This window comes from Streptomyces sp. NBC_01775, assembly GCF_035917675.1.
In the GTDB taxonomy this organism is placed as follows: domain Bacteria; phylum Actinomycetota; class Actinomycetes; order Streptomycetales; family Streptomycetaceae; genus Streptomyces.
Window position 1 is genome coordinate 3,425,264 of sequence record NZ_CP109104.1, and the last position, 18,764, is coordinate 3,444,027.

15 protein-coding genes and 1 pseudogene are annotated in these 18,764 nt (G+C 71.7%); 8 read left to right on the top strand and 8 right to left on the bottom strand.

What is annotated here, in order from left to right:
• Positions 1 to 36: 36 nt before the first annotated feature.
• Positions 37 to 2,112, bottom strand: a complete 2,076-nt coding sequence (locus tag OHB04_RS15200; RefSeq protein ID WP_326688222.1) for an ABC transporter ATP-binding protein — start codon at positions 2,110 to 2,112, stop codon at positions 37 to 39.
• Positions 2,113 to 2,824: 712 nt separating this feature from the next.
• A complete protein-coding gene (gene ychF / locus OHB04_RS15205) occupies positions 2,825 to 3,913 on the bottom strand; it encodes a redox-regulated ATPase YchF (RefSeq protein WP_326688223.1) in 1,089 nt (362 codons plus the stop codon).
• Between the two features lie 333 nt (positions 3,914 to 4,246).
• Between ychF and OHB04_RS15210 the strand changes: the two genes are divergently transcribed.
• Complete coding sequence (locus tag OHB04_RS15210; protein ID WP_326688224.1) at positions 4,247 to 4,927, top strand: DUF6542 domain-containing protein; 681 nt, start codon at positions 4,247 to 4,249, stop codon at positions 4,925 to 4,927.
• Positions 4,928 to 5,024: 97 nt separating this feature from the next.
• Here OHB04_RS15210 and OHB04_RS15215 read toward each other — a convergent pair whose 3' ends face one another.
• Positions 5,025 to 6,014 carry a 4-hydroxy-3-methylbut-2-enyl diphosphate reductase gene (locus OHB04_RS15215; protein WP_326688225.1) on the bottom strand — a complete coding sequence of 330 codons (990 nt, stop codon included), beginning with the start codon at positions 6,012 to 6,014 and terminating at the stop codon, positions 5,025 to 5,027.
• A 239-nt stretch (positions 6,015 to 6,253) separates the two neighbouring features.
• Between OHB04_RS15215 and OHB04_RS15220 the strand changes: the two genes are divergently transcribed.
• The 4 genes from OHB04_RS15220 (at position 6,254) to OHB04_RS15235 (ending at position 10,109) form a co-directional block, all read left to right on the top strand.
• A complete protein-coding gene (locus OHB04_RS15220; protein ID WP_326688226.1) occupies positions 6,254 to 7,666 on the top strand; it encodes an APC family permease in 1,413 nt (470 codons plus the stop codon).
• A 129-nt stretch (positions 7,667 to 7,795) separates the two neighbouring features.
• A complete protein-coding gene (gene xseA / locus OHB04_RS15225; protein ID WP_326688227.1) occupies positions 7,796 to 9,010 on the top strand; it encodes an exodeoxyribonuclease VII large subunit in 1,215 nt (404 codons plus the stop codon).
• 9 nt (positions 9,011 to 9,019) lie between these two features.
• On the top strand, positions 9,020 to 9,322 hold the full coding sequence (locus OHB04_RS15230; protein ID WP_326688228.1) for an exodeoxyribonuclease VII small subunit: 303 nt from the start codon (positions 9,020 to 9,022) through the stop codon (positions 9,320 to 9,322).
• 193 nt (positions 9,323 to 9,515) lie between these two features.
• Positions 9,516 to 10,109 carry a malonic semialdehyde reductase gene (locus OHB04_RS15235; protein ID WP_326688229.1) on the top strand — a complete coding sequence of 198 codons (594 nt, stop codon included), beginning with the start codon at positions 9,516 to 9,518 and terminating at the stop codon, positions 10,107 to 10,109.
• A gap of 166 nt (positions 10,110 to 10,275) precedes the next feature.
• Here OHB04_RS15235 and OHB04_RS15240 read toward each other — a convergent pair whose 3' ends face one another.
• Entirely contained in the window at positions 10,276 to 10,896 is a 621-nt protein-coding gene (locus OHB04_RS15240; protein ID WP_326688230.1) for a DUF4245 domain-containing protein, read from the bottom strand.
• Positions 10,897 to 11,094: 198 nt separating this feature from the next.
• On the opposite strand from OHB04_RS15240, the gene glpX reads away from it, so the two are divergent.
• Complete coding sequence (glpX, locus tag OHB04_RS15245; protein ID WP_326688231.1) at positions 11,095 to 12,129, top strand: class II fructose-bisphosphatase; 1,035 nt, start codon at positions 11,095 to 11,097, stop codon at positions 12,127 to 12,129.
• Between the two features lie 144 nt (positions 12,130 to 12,273).
• On the opposite strand, the pseudogene OHB04_RS41820 reads toward glpX, so the two are convergent.
• The 3 genes and pseudogenes from OHB04_RS41820 to OHB04_RS15255 all read right to left on the bottom strand — a co-directional run.
• Positions 12,274 to 12,651 (bottom strand): annotated as a pseudogene (locus OHB04_RS41820) (effector-associated constant component EACC1); the annotation flags it as partial.
• Between the two features lie 31 nt (positions 12,652 to 12,682).
• Positions 12,683 to 13,045, bottom strand: coding sequence for a WhiB family transcriptional regulator (locus tag OHB04_RS15250; RefSeq protein WP_326688232.1), 363 nt, complete (start codon positions 13,043 to 13,045; stop codon positions 12,683 to 12,685).
• A gap of 191 nt (positions 13,046 to 13,236) precedes the next feature.
• Positions 13,237 to 14,010, bottom strand: a complete 774-nt coding sequence (locus OHB04_RS15255) for a DUF1707 SHOCT-like domain-containing protein (protein ID WP_326688233.1) — start codon at positions 14,008 to 14,010, stop codon at positions 13,237 to 13,239.
• A gap of 128 nt (positions 14,011 to 14,138) precedes the next feature.
• On the opposite strand from OHB04_RS15255, the gene OHB04_RS15260 reads away from it, so the two are divergent.
• Positions 14,139 to 15,839 (top strand): fumarate hydratase, encoded by a 1,701-nt coding sequence (locus OHB04_RS15260; protein WP_326688234.1) that lies wholly within the window; start codon positions 14,139 to 14,141, stop codon positions 15,837 to 15,839.
• Between the two features lie 141 nt (positions 15,840 to 15,980).
• On the opposite strand, the gene OHB04_RS15265 is transcribed toward OHB04_RS15260, so the two are convergent.
• Positions 15,981 to 16,472 carry a hypothetical protein gene (locus OHB04_RS15265; RefSeq protein ID WP_326807620.1) on the bottom strand — a complete coding sequence of 164 codons (492 nt, stop codon included), beginning with the start codon at positions 16,470 to 16,472 and terminating at the stop codon, positions 15,981 to 15,983.
• Between the two features lie 465 nt (positions 16,473 to 16,937).
• Between OHB04_RS15265 and OHB04_RS15270 the strand changes: the two genes are divergently transcribed.
• Positions 16,938 to 18,746: an NACHT domain-containing protein gene (locus OHB04_RS15270; protein WP_326807621.1), complete on the top strand. Its 1,809-nt coding sequence runs from the start codon at positions 16,938 to 16,940 to the stop codon at positions 18,744 to 18,746.
• The last annotated feature ends 18 nt before the right edge of the window (positions 18,747 to 18,764 follow it).

An 18,764-nucleotide genomic window follows, 5' to 3' on the forward strand; every position in this document is an offset into this window, starting at 1 on the left:
TGTACCGAAGTGCAGGTGAACAGGGGCGAGTTGGTACTAATGCTGAGCAGCGGCCCCGTCGCGGGGCGCGGGGATTTTCGCCGCCGGGGACGAGGCGAGCCCGTACTGCGCGGCCTGCGCGTCGAACATGCCCCGGTACAGCCCGCCGCCCCGGCCCATGAGCTGCTCGTGGGTGCCGTGTTCGGCGATGTGCCCGCGATCCAGGACGTAGATGTGATCGGCGGAGGCGGTCGCGGCGAGCCGGTGGGTGACCAGCACCACCGCGACGCCGCTGTCGGCCAGGGTCCGCAGCCGGTCGAACGCCTCGATCTCGGCGTGCGGATCGAGCGCCGAGGTCGGCTCGTCGACCAGGAGGAACGGCGCGCCGCGATAGAGGCTGCGCGCCGTGCCCAGCTTCTGCCACTGTCCGCCCGAGAGCTGGACGCCGCGTTCGTACCCTTTGAAGACCATGGAGTCCCAGCCGTGCGGCAGGCCCTCGATCAGTTCGTCCACGTCGGCGGCGCGCGCCGCCTCCTTGACGTGGGCCATGTCCCGGGGACGGTCCCCGGCGCCGATGGCGATGTTGGCGGCAGCCGTCATCTGCCAGTTCGGGAAGTCCTGCGTCAGCATCCCGACGGACCGGAAGATGTCGGCGCGGGCGGCCTCGCGCACCTCCACCCGTTCCCCGTCAGGCCCCGGACCCACCCACCACACGTCACCGCTGCCGGGCAGCAGCAGCCCGCCCAGGATCTTGGCCAGCGTGGACTTGCCGGAGCCGTTGGCGCCGACGAGCGCGGTCACCTCGCCCCGCCGTACGGACACGTCCACGCGGTGCAGCGCGGGCACCGTGGCGCCGGGGTAGGAGAAGGAGACATCCCGTACCTGGATCTCCCGTACCGGCGAGGGCAGCCGCTTGCCGGTCTGCGGGATGGCGTGCCGGGCCGCCAGCTTGGTGGCCTCCTCGGTGTCGCCGAGCCGGAGCATCTCCTCGTACATACGGTTGACCTGCTGCACCAGCGAGGTGAGCCGCCCGGTCGAGGTGCGAATGGCGACCACCGCGGTGCCGCCCACCGCCATCGGCAGGCCACCGCTGGTCAGCAGCCACCACAGCACCCCGTAACAGCCCAGGGACGCCAGACCGGAGAACGCGCCGGCAACCAGGTCGGTCCGAGCCTGGGCCCGAGCCAGGCGGCGCTGCTCGGTCTCCATCAGCCCGGACATCTCCTCGTACCCGCGCAGCAGCAGCGAGCCCGCCGAATGCGCCCGGATCTCCCCCGCGGCGTGCGGCAGCGTCAGGTACTGGAGCAGCGTGGCGACGGCCCGGCGGTGATCCACCCAGTGCCGTCGTGAGACGTACTCCCGGCGCGCCGAACGCACCGCTCCCCAGCCCTTGGGCAGCGCGATGGCCAGCAGCATCGGCAGCAGGGCCCAGTGCAGCGAGGCCAGCACGACGGCCGCGGCCACCATGCTGATCACGACGTTGGCGACCCCTACGGACAGGCCGAGCATGCGCCGTGCCGAGTCGGTGCCGAACTTTCCTGCCTCCAGGTGACGTTGGACGTCCGGTCGCTCGGTCGCTGCGACTTCCACCTGAGTGATCGCCCGGTAGTAGCGGGTGGAGACGACTCGCTCGACCTGGGGCTCCAGCCGCCCGGACATCGCCGTCGACCAGGCGGCCAGCAGCGCCGTGCCCACCGAGACGAGGGCCAGCAACGCGAGGGCCGGAAGCGAGTGCTGAAGCTTGTCGCCGGTCGGCCCGTTCGCGAACAGACTGCTGAGCACACCGTTGACAGCCACGAGCCCGAACGCGGCGGTCAAGCCCTGGCCGGTCTGCGCCACCACCACACCGGCCAACGCGCGCGGGTCGGAGCTCCAGCCGGCCCGCAGGACCACGCCCATCATGCGCGGCAGCGCGGCGGCCATGTGTACGAAGCGCAGGCGCGCCACCGCGCCCTCGTGCTCGACGAACGCGTCGTCCCAGCGCAGGCGCCCTCCGAACAGCTCTCGTTCCGCTGCCGAGACTCCGTCCGCAGCCGTGGGCCCCGAGCCCTCGCGCGGCTGCCCTTCCCGGCTCGGCTCGTCGATCGGGGCGGGGGCCGGCCCGGGACCACCCGCGCCGGCAGCCCGCCTCATATCGGCCTCCTGGACTCCTGGTGTGCCGCGCGACGTGCGGCGGTGTCCACCCGGAGTCGTTCACGTACGGCAAGACCGGTCGCGGGGGCGCGACTTGGGGTCACAGGACCTCCAGTTCGGGCGCGTCAGGGCATCGACGCCGGGATGTCGTGGGCGAAGCGGACTGCGGCTACGGGCACTTGAAGCACCGGGCCCCAGCCCACACTTCGGCCCGTGTCAGAACCCATAGGCTTCGGAAGGTGCGAAGGTGCCCGAACGCCGCGGGGCCTCCCGGGCGGGGATCACCGTACTCACGCACCCGGAACAATTCGGAGCCGGGGGCTGCCAGTTCGACCGTACCCGCGGCACGGAACTCGACGTGCCGACGTGCCGACGTACCCGAGGCGCTCGGGGCTCAGGCCTGCTTCGCCCTCCATCGCAAGCGGGCCGGTCAGCCCCGCGCCCCCGAGCATGCCGCTGCCGGCCGCGGTGGAATCGTTCGACCTCGCCGTTGGCCTGCGGGTGGTAGGGCTGGACTCGCTTGTGGACGAGGCCGGCCGCGGCCGGAGTCCGGGTGAAGAGCTTGGCCGTGCAGCAGGAGCCGTTGTCGGTTTCCTGGTGGACGTGCACCGCCTCGATCCCCTGACTGACCACCAGGTCGAGTCGGCGCAAATCCAGCGACCGGAAACCCCAACCTGCACCAAAGCATGTAAAAGAGCCTCTGCTCGAAATCTCACACGTTGAACCTGAACTCCACCACGTCCCCGTCCTGCATCACATACTCCTTGCCCTCCATGCGGGCCTTGCCCTTCGCTCGGGCTTCGGCGACGGAGCCGGTTTCCAGGAGGTCCTCGTAGGAGATGATCTCGGCCTTGATGAAGCCCTTCTGGAAGTCGGTGTGGATGACACCGGCCGCCTCGGGGGCCGTCGCGCGCTGCTTGATGGTCCAGGCGCGGGCTTCCTTGGGGCCTGCCGTGAGGTAGGTCTGGAGGCCCAGGGTGCGGAAGCCGACGTGGGCGAGGGTGGCGAGGCCGGGCTCTTCCTGGCCGACGGTCTGGAGGAGTTCGAGGGCCTCGTCCTCGTCCAGCTCGGCGAGGTCGGCCTCCAGCTTGGCGTTGAGGAAGACCGCCTCGGCGGGCGCGATCAGGTCGCGCTGCTCCTGCTTGAAGGACTCGTCGGTCAGCTCGTCCTCGTCGACGTTGAAGACGTAGATGAAGGGCTTGGTGGTGAGGAGGTGCAGCTCGTGGAGCGGGGCGGCCTTCTCGGTGCCCTGGGCGAGGCCCGCGGAGAAGAGGGTGCGGCCCTCCTCCAGGATGGCCTGGGCCTCCTGGACGGCCTTGACCTGCGGCTGCTTGTCCTTCTTGACGCGGGCTTCCTTCTCCAGGCGCGGGAGGACCTTCTCGATCGTCTGGAGGTCGGCCAGGATCAGCTCGGTGTTGATCGTCTCGATGTCGTTCTTGGGCGAGATCTTTCCGTCGACGTGCACGACGTTGTCGTCCTTGAACGCGCGGATGACCTGGCAGATCGCGTCGGACTCCCGGATGTTCGCCAGGAACTTGTTGCCCAGGCCCTCGCCCTCGCTCGCCCCGCGCACGATGCCCGCGATGTCGACGAAGTCGACGGTGGCGGGCAGGACGCGCTGGGACTGGAAGATCTCGGCGAGCTTGCCCAGCCGCGGATCGGGAACGCCCACGACGCCGATGTTCGGCTCGATGGTGGCGAACGGGTAGTTGGCCGCCAGCACCTCGTTCTTGGTCAGAGCGTTGAAAAGGGTCGACTTGCCGACGTTCGGCAGGCCGACGATTCCGATCGTGAGCGACACGTTGCGACTACTTCCCGTTGCCCCTGGCGGGGTCTTCCGTAGAGGGGTGGAGCGGACAGGCTCCCCAGTCTACGGGCGCTCCCCGTCCCCCTTTCCGGGCCTCGTGCCGGGCCCCCGTCCGGCCTCATGCCGGGCCCCCGCCAGGCCTCATGCCAGGCCCCCGCTGGCCTCGAACCTGACCCCCGTCCGGCCTCATACCTGGCCCCCGCCTGCCTCGTCCGTGCTCCATCCGGCCCCCTCCGGACCCCCAGGACCACCGGCGACGTCACGGCGTTGGCGGATATCGCGTGTCCATGACGCCTGGTGGGCGGACACACCCCCTACCGTGGCCAGGTGGAGCAACACAGCGCGCGCACGACCCAGCAGGACCCGCACGGCGACGGCACCCGGGACGCCCCGGCCCGGCGCGGCTCGCGGCTGCCGCACCCGGCGCCCCCCGCACACGAACGCGAGCCCCAACGCGAGGGGTACGAAGTCGGGCGACAGGCCGTCGCCACGTACGGCGCCCGACGCGACTCCACGTCCCGGGCCGCTGACGAGCGCGCCCCTTCGCGCGGTTCCTCGCGCGCCTCCGGGCGCCCGTCCGCCGAGTCGGGAGCCCGGCCCGCGCCCCGGCTGACGGGCCTGGGCACCGGGGTGTTCGCCGGGCTGCTGATGATGCTGTTCGGCTGGCTGGAGGGCGCGCTGTTCGACGGGGCGCCCGCCTTCTACGGGGTCCTCTTCGTACTGGTCTGCGCCGTGGCGGCGCTGTGGGTGAGGCCCGCCGAGCTGTACGCGGCGCCGGTCATCGCCCCGCTCGCGTACACCGTGGGCCAGTTCTTCGCCGGTGGCTCCGGCGAAGGGCTGACGGGAGTGCTCCAGAACGTCTTCACCAGCCTCGCGCTGCACGCGGCCTGGCTCTACGCGGGGACGCTCACCGCCGCGCTGATCGTGCTCGTGCGAAAGGCGGTGCTGGCCGTCCGGCAACGGCGGCAGCGGCGCGAGGCCGTCCAGCAGCGCCCCGAGGGGCGTTAGCGCCCTCAATCAGGGGCGTCGGCCGGGTCCCCCGTCCGCCGCCCCGGGCCCCACGCCCCGGGCCCCACCAAGGGAGGCCCGGGGGGAGGCGTACGGGTCAGGCTCCGGCAGCCGCGCCCTTGCCCGCCGCCTCGGCGCGCAGGTCGCGGCGCAGCTCCTTGGGGAGCGAGAACTGCATGTGCTCGTCCACCGGCTTGACGATCTCCACGTCCTCCCAGCCGCGCTGCGCGAGCCACTCCAGGACGCCGTCGACCAGCACCTCGGGCACCGACGCGCCGGAGGAGAGACCGACGGTCTCCACGCCCTCCAGCCACGCCTCCTCGATCTCGTCGGCGCTGTCCACCAGGTGGCCGTCCTTGGCGCCGTGGGTGAGCGCGGTCTCGACCAGGCGGACGGAGTTGGAGGAGTTCTTGGAGCCGACGACGAGCACCAGGTCGGCGCCGGCCGCGACCTGCTTGATCGCGGTCTGACGGTTCTGTGTGGCGTAGCAGATGTCGTCGCTGGGGGGCGAGAGGAGGTTCGGGTAGCGGCCCTGGAGCGCGTCGACCGTCTCCATCGTCTCGTCCACCGACAAGGTGGTCTGGGAGAGCCACACGACCTTCTCGGGGTCGCGGACCTCGACGTTCGCCACGTCCTCGGGGCCGTCGACCAGGGTGATGTGCTCGGGGGCCTCGCCGCTGGTGCCGATGACCTCCTCGTGCCCCTCGTGGCCGATCAGGAGGATGTCGTAGTCCTCCTTGGCGTAGCGCACGGCCTCCTTGTGGACCTTGGTGACCAGGGGGCAGGTGGCGTCGATGGTGGCGAGCTTGCCGCGCTCGGCCTCCTCGTGGACGGCGGGCGCGACCCCGTGCGCGGAGAAGATGACGATCTCGCCCTCGGGGACCTCCTCCGTCTCCTCGACGAAGACCGCGCCCTTCTTCTCCAGGGTCCTGACGACGTACTTGTTGTGAACGATCTCGTGGCGGACGTAGATCGGAGCGCCGTATTGCTCCAGCGCCTTCTCGACAGCGATCACGGCTCGGTCCACGCCGGCGCAATAGCCGCGCGGGGCGGCGAGGAGGACACGGCGGGCGGGCGTTCCAGTCATGGCTCCATCGTAAGGGCGTGGCGTACGGAGCCGGTCGCGCCGGGCAGCCACGGCGATCGGTGCGGTACGCCACAGCGGTCGGTGCGGCACGCCACGGCGGTCGGTGCCGGGCAGCCACGGCGGTCGGTGCCGGGCAGCCACGGCGGTCGGTGCCGGGCAGCCACGGCGGTCGGTGCCGGGCAGCCACGGCGGCGCCGGGGGTCCACGGTCCGGGTCGTCTTTTGGGGCAAGCTGGCCCCATGCCTGGAGCCCGCTCGCGCACAGCCTCGATCCTCGGTGCCGGCACGGGCGGAGGTCTGAGGCGGAGCCTCACCCTCCGTGACCTGATCGTCTACGGGCTGCTGTTCATCGCGCCCATGGCTCCCGTGGGTATCTACGGCGCGCTGGACGCCCGCAGCCGCGGCGTGGTGCCGCTGGTGTACGTGGTCGCGACGCTGGCCATGTCCTTCACGGCCTACTCGTACGCCCGGATGATCCACACCGTGCCGCAGGCCGGCTCCGTCTACGCCTACGCGCGTGCCGGGCTCGGGCACGGCGCCGGTTTCGTGGCGGGGTGGATGATGATGCTCGACTACCTGCTCATCCCGGCCGTGGCCTACCTCTTCTCCGGCATCGCCATGGCGCAGCTCGTGCCCGAGGTGGACCAGTGGATCTGGACGGCCATCGCGGTGGTGGTCACGACGGCGCTCAACCTCTCGGGGGTGCGCCGGGCGGCGCTGGTGGGGTTCCTGGTGCTGGCGATGGAGATCGTCGTACTGCTGGTGTTCGTCGCGGCGGCGCTGGTGGTGCTGGCGCAGGACGGGCCCGAGCGCGGCTGGCTCTCGCCGCTGACGGGCGATCAGAGCTTCTCGCTGACGGCGCTGCTGAGCGCGGTCTCGGTCGCCGTCCTCTCGTTCCTGGGCTTCGACGCCATCGCCAACTTCAGCGAGGAGGCGCTCGGCGGCAAGGAGGGCGCTCCCTCGATGGTGGCGCGGGCCCTGGTGTGGTGCCTGATCGCGACGGGCGTCCTCTTCGTCGTCCAGACGTATCTGGCGGCGCTGCTCTCGGACGAGTCCTCGCGCCATCTCGCCGACGATCCGGCGGCGCAGGGCGCCGCCTTCTACACGGCGGTCGAATCGGCGGTCGGCGGCTGGCTGAAGACGACCGTCGCGGTCAGCAAGGCCATCGGTGCCGCCTTCGCGGCGCTCGCCGGTCAGGCGGCGGCCTCCCGGCTGCTGTTCGCGATGGCCAGGGACGGGCGGCTGCCGCGCGTCCTGGGCGTGGTGAGCCCGCGTACCGGGGTGCCGTGGCGGGCGCTGCTGCTGAGCGCGGTGCTGACGATGGGCGCCGCGGTGTGGGCGGCGCGCGCGGCCGAGGGGCTGGACCGGCTGGTGTCGATCGTCGACATCGGCGCGCTGTTCGCCTTCGGGATGCTGCACCTGTCGGTGATGGGCTACTACGGGCTGCGCAGGGGCGCGCCGGAGCACCGGATGAGTGTGCTGCGGGACTGGGTGGTGCCCCTCGTGGGGCTCGCGATCATCGTCGCGGTGATCGTCACGGCCAACCGCGAGGCGCACTGGGTCGGCCTGGTCTGGCTGGCGCTCGCCCTGCTCGCGCTGCTGGTGCTGCGACGGCGGGACGCCGTGGCGGACGGCCGGGGCCCGGACCACTGACGGGCCGCGGACAGCCGGGACCCGGACCACTGACGGCCAGGACCCACAGCGGTGACAGGCCGCGGGCCGGGACGAGCCGCGGGGCCGGGACGGCCCCGGGCTGTCGGTGGCAGGGCCTAGCCTTCTCGTATGGCTCTCACCACGTCCGCCGAGGCTCCGATCCCCGTCAGCGAGGTGTCCCGGATGATCCGGGGCTGGATCGACCGGCTCGGCGCCGTGTGGGTGGAGGGCCAGATCATCCAGCTCTCCCCCAGACCTGGCGCCGGGATGGTCTTCCTGACGCTGCGCGACCCCTCCCGCGAGGTCTCGCTGAGCGTCACCTGCTTCCGGCAGGTGTACGAGCAGGTCAAGGACGTCATCAGCGAGGGCACGCGCGTGGTCGTGCACGCGAAGCCGGAGTGGTACGAGAAGACGGGCCGGCTCTCGCTGCGCGCCGCCGAGATCCGCCCGGTGGGGGTGGGCGAGCTGCTGGCCCGTCTGGAGCGGCTGCGCAAGGCGCTGGCGGCCGAGGGGCTGTTCGCCGCCGAGCGCAAGAAGCGGCTGCCGTTCCTGCCGCGCCGCATAGGGCTGATCACGGGCCGCGCCTCGGACGCGGAGCGGGATGTGCTGCACACCGCGCGGGAGCGCTGGCCCGCCGTCCGCTTCGAGGTGCGCAACACCGCCGTGCAGGGGGCGTACGCGGTCTCGCAGGTCATCGAGGCGCTCCAGGAGCTGGACGCGCGCGACGACGTGGACGTGATCATCGTGACGCGCGGCGGCGGCGGGATGGAGGACCTGCTGCCGTTCTCGGACGAGCGCCTGGTGCGGGCCGTCGCCGCGGCGCGCACGCCCGTGGTCTCCGCGATCGGGCACGAGGCGGACGCGCCGCTGCTGGACCTGGTCGCCGACGTGCGCTCGCGCACCCCCACGCACGCCGCGAAGGACACGGTGCCGGACGTGGGCGAGGAGCACGAGCGCGTGCGCGGGCTGCGCGAGCGCGCCTGGCGGGTGATCAAAGGCAGGCTGGATCGCGAGGAGCGGGGCCTGGCGGACGTGATGAGCAGACCGGCGATGGCCGACCCGTACGCCATGGTGGAGGACCGCGCGGAGAACGTCTCCGCGCTGCTCGACCGCTCCCGCCGGGTGCTGGACCACCGGCTGGCGCGGGCCGAGGACGCGCTGGCGCACACCCACGCGCGGGTCGTCGCGCTGTCTCCGGCCGCGACGCTCCAGCGGGGCTACGCCGTTCTCCAGCGCGAGGACGGCCACGTCGTCAGGGACGCCGAGGGGGTCGCCGAGGGCGACAAACTGCGGGCGCGGGTGGCCGAGGGAGAGTTCGGCGTCACTGTCACACCGCGCGCATAGGCTGGTCGCATGACGACGGAAACGGAAGGCCGGGCGGCAGCGGACTCCCCCTCGGCGGCTGCCGCCGAGCGGGACGCGCTCAGCTATGAGCAGGCGCGGGCCGAGCTGGTCGAGGTCGTGCAGCGCCTGGAGTCGGGCGGCTCCACGCTGGAGGAGTCGCTGGAGCTGTGGGAGCGCGGCGAGGAGCTGGCCGGCATCTGCCGCGAATGGCTGGAGGGGGCGCGGGCCCGCCTGGACGCGGTGCTGGAGGAGGAAGCGGAAGAGGACGAGGGCGAGGACGACGAGGCGCCGGGGGCGGACGGACCCGTCTGACGAAGCCGGCCAGGGGACGGCGAGCCCGGACGCTCACGCCGCCCTCGCGCCGCCGGGCAGCCGGGCAGCCGGGCAGCCGGGCAGCCGCAAGTGGGACGTAGGCCACTGACCGATCTGATTCAACGTTGAACAAGTGCTCCGTACACTTGTCTGTGCACCCCGATCGTCGTCAGAAAAGGCAAGGCACCGCTCTATGACACTCGTCCTCGACCCCGCAGCCCAGGATCTCCTCTTCCGTGAGGCCCACACGGCCAAAACGTTCACCGAAGAGCCGGTCACCGAGGAGCAGGTCCAGGCGATCTACGATCTCGTGAAGTACGGCCCCACGGCCTTCAACCAGTCGCCGCTGCGCGTCACGCTGCTGCGCACCGCCGAGGGCCGGGAGCGGCTGCTCGCGCACATGGCCGAGGGCAACCGCCCCAAGACCAGCGCGGCCCCGCTCACCGCCGTCCTCTCCTACGACCTGGACTTCCACGAGCGGCTGCCCGAGCTGTTCCCCCACGCCCCGCACATCAAGGACGCCTTCTTCTCCGAGGAGCCCGTCCGCGAATCGGCGGCCAGCTTCAACGCCGCGCTCCAGGCCGGCTACTTCCTCCTCGGCGTGCGCGCCGCCGGCCTGGCCGCCGGGCCGATGACCGGCTTCGACCCCGGGGGCCTCGACAAGGAGTTCTTCGGCGACGGACGCCAGCGCGCGCTGATGGTCGTCAACATCGGCAAGCCGGGTCCCGACGCCTTCTCGCCGCGCTCGCCGCGCCTGGCCTACGACGACGTGGTCACCGTCCTTTGACGGTCGCACCCCGACGCCCCTCCCGGAGCCGACGGCTCCGGGAGCAGACCGCCCCCCGCGCGAATCCCCCCTCGCGCGGGGGGCTTCCCCTTTTGCGGCCCTTTTCAGGTCTTTTCCGGCGATCCGGCGATCGGCTTCCAGCGATCCGGCGATCGGCGCCCGGAGGCTATCCGGCGTCCGGAGAGGCGCTGGGGCTGGGGCGCGAACTCGGGCCGGCGCCGGGGGCGGTGCTGCTGCCGGTCTTCTCGCTCTTGGCCTGGAGCGCACCGGCGAGTTCGCCGAGCTGCTTGAAGGTCGCGGTCCCGGTGACCACGGTGACCGACTTGCCGTCGGCGGCGTTCCGTACGAGGGCGTCGTACTTCTCGCCCTGGTACCGCGTCCACTTCTCGCCGTCCACGCGCTGCGTCTTCGCGGTCTTCTCCGCGCCCTGGGTGACGTCCCTGATGAACCTCTCGGGGCGGCGCTGGTCGCTCTGCTCGACGGCGGCGTACTCGTCGTCCGGCGTCACGAAGCCCAGGTGCCAGGCGGCGCCCTTGGTGCCGTCGGCGGTGTAGCGGACGGAAGTCGCGCGCCAGTTCTCGGACAGCCCCTCGGGTGCGGCCACCGGATACGGCGCCGCGCGCCGTGCCGAGCTCAGCTCCATCCCGTAGCTCACGGGCTTGACCGGGTCCTGCTTGTCGTCGTGCGGAACGAACAGGTAGATCACGTACGCGGCGAGGAGGATCACCGCCAGCGAGATCACCATGTCGCGCACGGCCTGCGCGCCGCGCTTCTTGTCTGCTGCCACGCCCCCATCGTCCCTTATGCCGGTCGGCGCCCCGCGCGAGGGGCCACCTCCGGGGCGGGCGGCGATCCGGCTCGCGCGGGGACGGCATTCTGCTCATACGTGGGCACCCCTGCTCACTCTGCCCCCGCCCGGTAGAGTCAAAGGCACCCTCAGCTGCCCCGCACGGCCGCCAGTCGCCGTACAGAAAGGTGTGTTCCGATGACCGAACACCACCATCTTCCGTCTCCGCTCGAAGTCAGCCCGGAGGCACCCGACCGCAACCTCGCGCTGGAGCTCGTCCGGGTCACCGAGGCCGGGGCCATGGCGTCGGGCCGCTGGGTGGGGAAGGGCGACAAGAACGGCGCGGACGGTGCCGCGGTCCGGGCCATGCGCACGCTGGTCTCGACCGTGTCCATGAACGGTGTCGTGGTGATCGGCGAGGGCGAGAAGGACGAGGCCCCGATGCTCTTCAACGGAGAGCGGGTCGGGGACGGGACGGGGGCCGAGTGCGATGTCGCCGTCGACCCGGTGGACGGCACCACCCTCACCGCCAAGGGCATGGGCAACGCCGTCTCCGTGCTGGCGGTCGCCGAGCGGGGCACGATGTTCGACCCGAGCGCCGTCTTCTACATGGACAAGCTCGTGACCGGCCCGGAGGCGGCGGAGTTCGTGGACATCACGGCACCGCCGGGTGTCAACATCCGCCGGATCGCCAAGGCCAAGGGCTGCGGCGTCGAGGACGTCACGGTCGTCGTGCTCGACCGGCCGCGCCACGAGGGGCTGGTGAAGGAGGTCCGGGAGGCGGGCGCGCGGATCAAGTTCATCGCGGACGGCGATGTCGCGGGCGCCGTGATGACGGTCCGCGAGGAGACCGGCGTCGACCTGCTGCTGGGCGTCGGCGGTACCCCGGAGGGCATCATCGCGGCCTGCGCGATCAAGTGCCTCGGCGGGACCATACAGGGCAAGCTGTGGCCCAAGGACGAGGCCGAGCGGCAGCGGGCGCTGGACGCGGGCCACGACCTGGACCGGGTGCTCCAGACCGAGGACCTGGTCAGCGGCGAGAACGTCTTCTTCGTCGCCACCGGCATCACGGACGGCGACCTGCTGCGGGGCGTGCACTACCGCGGCGAGCGCGCCTACACCCAGTCGCTGGTGATGCGGTCCAGGTCGGGGACGATCCGCCAGATCGAGTCCGTCCACCGGCTCTCGAAGCTGCGCGCCTACAGCGCCGTCGACTTCGACCGCGCGCGCTGATTCCCTGACATCCCCGGACGGGCTCATCCCGATCGGGCCCGTCCGGTCCCGGTCGAGCCCGTCCGGCGTTCGAGCGCCGGCCGCCTCGCCACTGGAACCGGCGGGCGCCGGGGCCGGCGGTTCCGCGGACGGGGTGCCGCCGTGCGCCTGCCGCCAGGTCACCAGGGCGAGGGCCGGCGTGCCGAGCTGAGCGGTGGCGTCGACGGCGAACTGGATCACCTCGAAGACGCCGCCCATCTCCTCGTCACCCGGTGGCGGCGCCGGCGCGAGCGCGATCCCCGAGCGCCGCAGCGCGCCCTCCCGGCGCAGCAGCCAGCGGTGCAGGGACCGCCCGTCTCCGGGCCGCTCACCGCTCCGCGAACCGAGAGTTGGACGTCCGTCACACACCCCGTAAAACGACGGAGGGAACTTCCGGCACCTCTCCAACTCACCACGAGGCGCCGGGAGTGCCGCCTCCCGCCGTACGGTATGCGGCGCGGGTGGTCTCAGGAAGACAGAGGCTGGGGGTGTCGTTTGGATCACCCCGGGTCCGGGGTGATCCAAACGGCACCCCCTAGGCGATGCGGGGGACCTCCGCGGGCGCCGGGGGCCCGGTGGGCCGGCGGCGGCGGGAGAGGACGACGCGGCGCTCGGCGGCGGTGAGGCCGCCCCAGACGCCGTACGGCTCGGGCATCAGCAGCGCGTGTTCACGGCACTCGACGAGCACGGGACAGCGTGCGCAGACCCGCTTGGCCGCCTGCTCCCGGGAAAGCCGCGCGGCCGTGGGCTCCTTGGAGGGGGCGAAGAAGAGGCCGGCCTCGTCGCGGCGGCAGACAGCGTCCGCATGCCAGGGCCCCGCGTCATCATCACGCTCGGGTGTTCGCTGTGCGGGGATGGTGGCGGCTGCCTGCAGGGACTGATGCGGCGGTTGCAGCACGGTCTGCTCCTGACGAGACGACGAGGATTCCCCTTCATCCGTCTAGCTGCGCACGGCAGTTCGCGAGGCAGCCGTACGAGAGACGATGCCCGAGCCCTACCCGCTGTACGCGCCGGTATGCATTGCGTGGCGCCCCTCGCGCGCCGCTGCCGCGCTCCCGCACGCCGTTGCCCCGCGCCCGGCGCCCCCGCTCACAACTGCTTACGGAAGCGCTCCCGCAGGTTCTCGATGACCTTGCCGCGCTTGGGCTTGGCGTCCACACCGCCGAAGACCGCCGCGCCCTCCACCAGCACGACGGGGGCGTCCGGATCCGGGGAGTCGGTGACCTGGACGTCGAAGCCGCCGAAGATCCCGGCGCCCTTCTGCTGGAGCGTCACGTTCTCCGGCACCCGGATCTCGATTCCTCCGAAGATCGCCGTGGCGTTGATCTGCACGTGCTGGTGCTCGAACAGCGCCTCGGTCAGGTCGATCACGATGCCGCCGAAACAGGCGAACGCGTTGATCTTGCGCGGCACCCGCCAGCGGCCCTTGCGCTCGGTGCCGCTGAAGATCGCGACCAGGTTCTCCTTGGGGCCGTAGCCGGGCACCGGCGGGCCCGAGGTGTGCGCCGCCGAGAAGGTGGCGAACCCCGAGGAGTAGGAGCCCGAAGCCACGCCGCGCTCACGCGCGCCGTATCCGTATTCGCCGGACGCCTCCCGGCGGCCCGCCGGGAGGTCGCGGACGATCGGCTCCAGCTCGCCCACGGTCTTGGCCGCGTAGACGGCCTCGACCCGCTCGCTGTGCTCCTCCGCGTCCAGCCTGCCCTCGGCGAGGGCCTCGCGCAGGATGTCGGCCACCCGGTCGCGGTCGGCGTCCGAGGCGCGGACCTCGGCCTCGGCCACGGGGGCCGGGGCGGGGGCAGGGGCTGGGGACCGCTCGGCGGTGGGCTGCTTTTCGAGCGAGGTGCGCGGAGAGTCTTCAGTCACGGGGGCAGCGTACCCAAACGCGATAGATCGCGACTACCCCCACAACGTCGCCTTGCCGGGGCGCTCTACCCTGTGAGACGCGCGCTCCCATCGCCGAGGGCCGTAAGTGTGAGAGGAAGAGTCCCCGTATGTCTGCCAGCGACCGCCCCGCCAGCCCGGAGTTCTCCTACACGGATCTGCTCCCCACCGGCGAGGACCCCACGCCGTACCGCCTGATCACCAGCGAGGGCGTGAGCACCACCGAGGTGGACGGTCGCACCTTCCTCAAGGTCGAGCCGGAGGCGCTGCGCGCACTGGCGGCCGAGGCCGTGCACGACATCCAGCACTACCTTCGCCCCGAGCACCTCGCGCAGCTGCGCCGCATCCTCGACGACCCGGAGGCCAGTGCCAACGACCGCTTCGTGGCGCTCGACCTGCTCAAGAACGCCAACATCGCCGCGGCGGGCGTGCTGCCCATGTGCCAGGACACCGGCACCGCGATCGTGATGGGCAAGCGCGGCCAGCAGGTGCTGACGGCCGGCGGCGACGAGGCGGCGCTCTCGCGCGGCATCCACGACGCCTACACACAGCTCAATCTGCGCTACTCGCAGATGGCGCCGCTGACCATGTGGGAGGAGAAGAACACCGGCACCAACCTCCCGGCCCAGATCGAGCTGTACGCCACCGACGGTGACGCCTACAAGTTCCTGTTCATGGCCAAGGGCGGCGGCAGCGCCAACAAGTCCTTCCTCTACCAGGAGACGAAGGCGGTGCTGAACGAGGCGTCGATGATGAAGTTCCTGGAGCAGAAGATCCGTTCGCTGGGCACGGCCGCCTGTCCGCCGTACCACCTGGCGATCGTCGTCGGCGGCACCAGCGCGGAGTACGCGCTCAAGACCGCGAAGTACGCCTCGGCGCACTACCTCGACGAGCTGCCCGCCGAGGGCTCCGCGTCCGGGCACGGCTTCCGGGACAAGGAGCTGGAGGACAAGGTCTTCGAGCTGACCCAGAAGATCGGCATCGGGGCGCAGTTCGGCGGCAAGTACTTCTGCCACGACGTGCGCGTGGTGCGGCTGCCCCGGCACGGCGCGTCCTGCCCCGTCGCCATCGCCGTATCCTGCTCGGCCGACCGGCAGGCCAAGGCGAAGATCACCGCCGAGGGCGTCTTCCTGGAGCAGCTGGAGACCGACCCGGCGCGCTTCTTGCCGGAGACGACGGAGGACGCTCTCACCGAGGGCGCGGGCGCCGACCTCGACGCCGTCAGCATCGACCTGGGCCATCCCATGGACGAGATCCTCGCCGAGCTGGGCAAGCACCCGGTCAAGACCCGGCTGTCGCTGACCGGCACGCTCGTCGTCGCGCGGGACATCGCCCACGCGAAGATCAAGGAGCGCCTCGACGCGGGCGAGGAGATGCCGCAGTACCTCAAGGACCACCCCGTCTACTACGCCGGTCCGGCCAAGACCCCCGAGGGCTACGCCTCCGGCTCCTTCGGGCCGACGACAGCGGGCCGTATGGACGCCTACGTCGAGCAGTTCCAGGCGGCCGGCGGCTCCAAGGTGATGCTCGCCAAGGGCAACCGCAGCAAGCAGGTCACCGACGCGTGCGCCTCGCACGGCGGCTTCTACCTCGGCTCCATCGGCGGCCCGGCCGCGCGCCTGGCCCAGGACTGCATCAAGAAGGTGGAGGTCCTGGAGTACGAGGAGCTGGGCATGGAGGCGGTCTGGCGCATCGAGGTCGAGGACTTCCCCGCCTTCATCGTCGTCGATGACAAGGGCAACGATTTCTTCAGCCCGGAGGAGCCCTCTCAGGCGACGTTCACCAACATCCCCGTACGTCAGGCCAACTGACCGCCTGAACGCCCCCGGAGAGGCCCTCGGCCTCGCTCGTGCATGCATGAGGGCCCGTCAGCTTGCTGACGGGCCCTGCCTGTTCCTGTTCGTCGAGAGCGGAGCCTGTTCGTCGAGGACGGAGTTCTCCGCGAGATCGTGTTACGCGCTCTTATGGGCCTTGTAGAAGCGGCCCACCGGCGGAAGCCAGACCATGACGAGCGCGGCGATGCCGAATATGACGGCCCCGAAGCTGGTCAGGAACAGGCTGTTCGGAGGCTCGTCGCCCATGATCAACGTGTGCGGCAGGATGAACTGGATCGCCGCCACGATGGTGATCAGCACCCGCGCCCAGCGCGCGCCCTTCCGCAGGACGAAGATGGCGAACAGCAGCAGACACAGCCCCATGAAGACGGCCATGCCCGCCCGGATCTCCAGCGTCCCCTGGAAATCGCTCACCGCCTCGGTCCACAGGGACCCGGACATGTCCTTGATGTCCGAGGCGCTCATCCCGGAAGGCAGCCCGACGGCTTCGGGGTTGTTTTCCATGGCCTGACGCAAATAATCGTCAGTGAATTCCTTGCCGCCCGCGTAGACAATGAATGCCCCGATGAGCGAGAAAACGGCCGACAGTGCGGTGATGACCGTCACCACGACCACGAAGGCCGGACGTCTCGGCGGGGCGGACCGCGCGCGCCGCGAGTGAGGGGGCGCCTGTGGCCCGCCCTGCGGATGGGGGTAAGCCTGCGGTCCGCCCTGCTGGTCGGGGTACATCTGCGGCCCGCCCTGCGGGTTGGGATACGCCTGCGGCCCGGATTGCGGGTAGCTCACGTGGGGTTGCTCCTTGGAGCCTGAAAAGACTCGGTCGACTCAATATCGTCGCGATCTTTCCATCAGCACCAGGGTGGCGGCCAGCCTTTCGGTGAATAAATCTCCAGAATATTTCCGGTGTTCTGCCGGACAGTTCTGCCCCCGCTACGCATTCGCCGAACCGAAAGAAGAAGTCGCCGTCGCATCCCCTCAAAACCTCCGGCCGGGCCCCGCACGCCAGGGTCACCGGCGGGGTTCCGGGGCTAGGATCCTGCCTCTGACGGGTCGTGGGACGCGTGGGGGTGACCGGTGGACGGGGGCGGGACGCGTGGCTCTCCCCGTTGGGAGAACCGGATCACCGGAGGCACGTTCGGCACCGTCGTACAGGCGGAACGCGTCGACGCCGTCCACATCCACGTGCACGAGGAAGCGGCCGAGCTTCCCCAGCCGGCCTCCCGTCTCTTCGCGCTCGCGGGGCTGTTGGCCTGCTTCGGCGCCGTGCTGTGGGCCGTCCCGCCCGCGCCGTTGGGCGGAGCTGCCCTCGGCGAGCGGCTGCCGGGGCTGGCCGTGCTGGGGGCGGCGGTGCTGGCGGGCTCGGCCGGCGTGGGCCGCGTGCTGGAGCGGCGGCGCGGCGCCCGCCCTCGCGCGCCACTGCCCGCGCACCGCCTCGACCGGGCGGCCGAGGGGCTGGCCGCGGCGCTGGCCCGGCAGTACGGCAAGGAGGACCAGCTCGCCCTCTCGCCGGTGAGCACCCCCACCCCCATCCCCGTACGCTGGCAGGCCGCCGACCCGCTGGTCGCGGACCACGAGCCGAACGTGCTCGGCCACCCGGCGGGGGGTCACCCGGCGGGCGGCAGCCACCCGGCCGTTGACGGCCACCCCGCTGACGGCGGCCACCCGCCCGACGGCAGACACCCGGCGAACAGCGGTGATTCGTCCGGATCGCTGGACGCGGAGGGCGAGTTCGCCGGGACCGCCGCGTTCTTCGCCTCGCTTCCCCGGCAGCGGCTGGTCCTCCTGGGCGCGCCCGGCGCGGGGAAGACCGTCCTCGCCTACCGGCTGGCGCGCACCCTCCTGGAGGCGCGCGGCCCCGCCTCCGCCGCGCCCGTTCCCGTCGTACTGCCGCTGGCCTCGTGGAATCCGGGCGGGGACCAGGGGCTGTGGCAGTGGGCGGCCGAGCGGCTGTGCGCCGAGCACCCCGTGCCGCTGCCCACGCCCAAGGCCGCGCTCGACCTGATCGAGTCCGGCCGGGTGCTGCCCGTGCTCGACGGCTTCGACGAGCTCCCCCACTCCGCGCAGGCGGGCGCGCTCCGGCAGTTGCGCGCGAGCCTCGCCGAGCACGCGCGCTGCGTCCTCACCAGCCGTTCCGCCGAGTACACCCAGGCCGTGGACGGCGCCACGCTCCCGCTGCCCGGTGCCGTGGCCATCGAGCTGTGCCCGCTGACCACGGACGACCTGTGGCGCTATCTGCCCCGTACCAGCCGTCGCACCAGCCGCAGCGACCCCACACACACCAAGTGGTCCCCGGTGCTGGAGCGGCTGGCCGACCCCGATGACACGGCACGTGAGACACGGGTGCTGCGCCGGGTGCTCAGCACCCCGCTGATGGTCGCGCTCGCCCGCGTCGCCTACAGCGAGACGGACGCCGACCCCGCCGAACTGTTCGGCGCCGGGCGCTTCACCACCCGGCAGGCCATCGAATGCGACATGGGACTGGAGGAACCCGACACCGTGATCGCCTACGAGTGCGAGAACGTGACCGGCGGGGACCTCACCAGGCTCCGGCAGAGCGACCCCACCCTCGCGGCGGGCCCCCGGCTGCGCCTGCACGCCGCCCAGTTGGACTGTGGGCGCACGTGCTCCCCGGGAGAGACCCGCGCCTTCCTGGAGAGCCGCCCCGGCCCTTCCCGCCTGCCGTGGCGCGAGGACGACGGCGACGAGGCGTTCTACGCGGTGCGGCGCACGGGCGGGACGTACGAGCTGTCCCTGTGGGGCCGGTTCCGCACCGTCTCCGGAGGGACCAGCCAGCTGTGGGTGAGCGCACGCGTGGCCCCCCGGAACGCCGCGCTTGCCCAGAAGATCGTCAACAGCGCGTACACGCAGATCGGCGGCGAGTGACCCGGCGCACCACGGCCC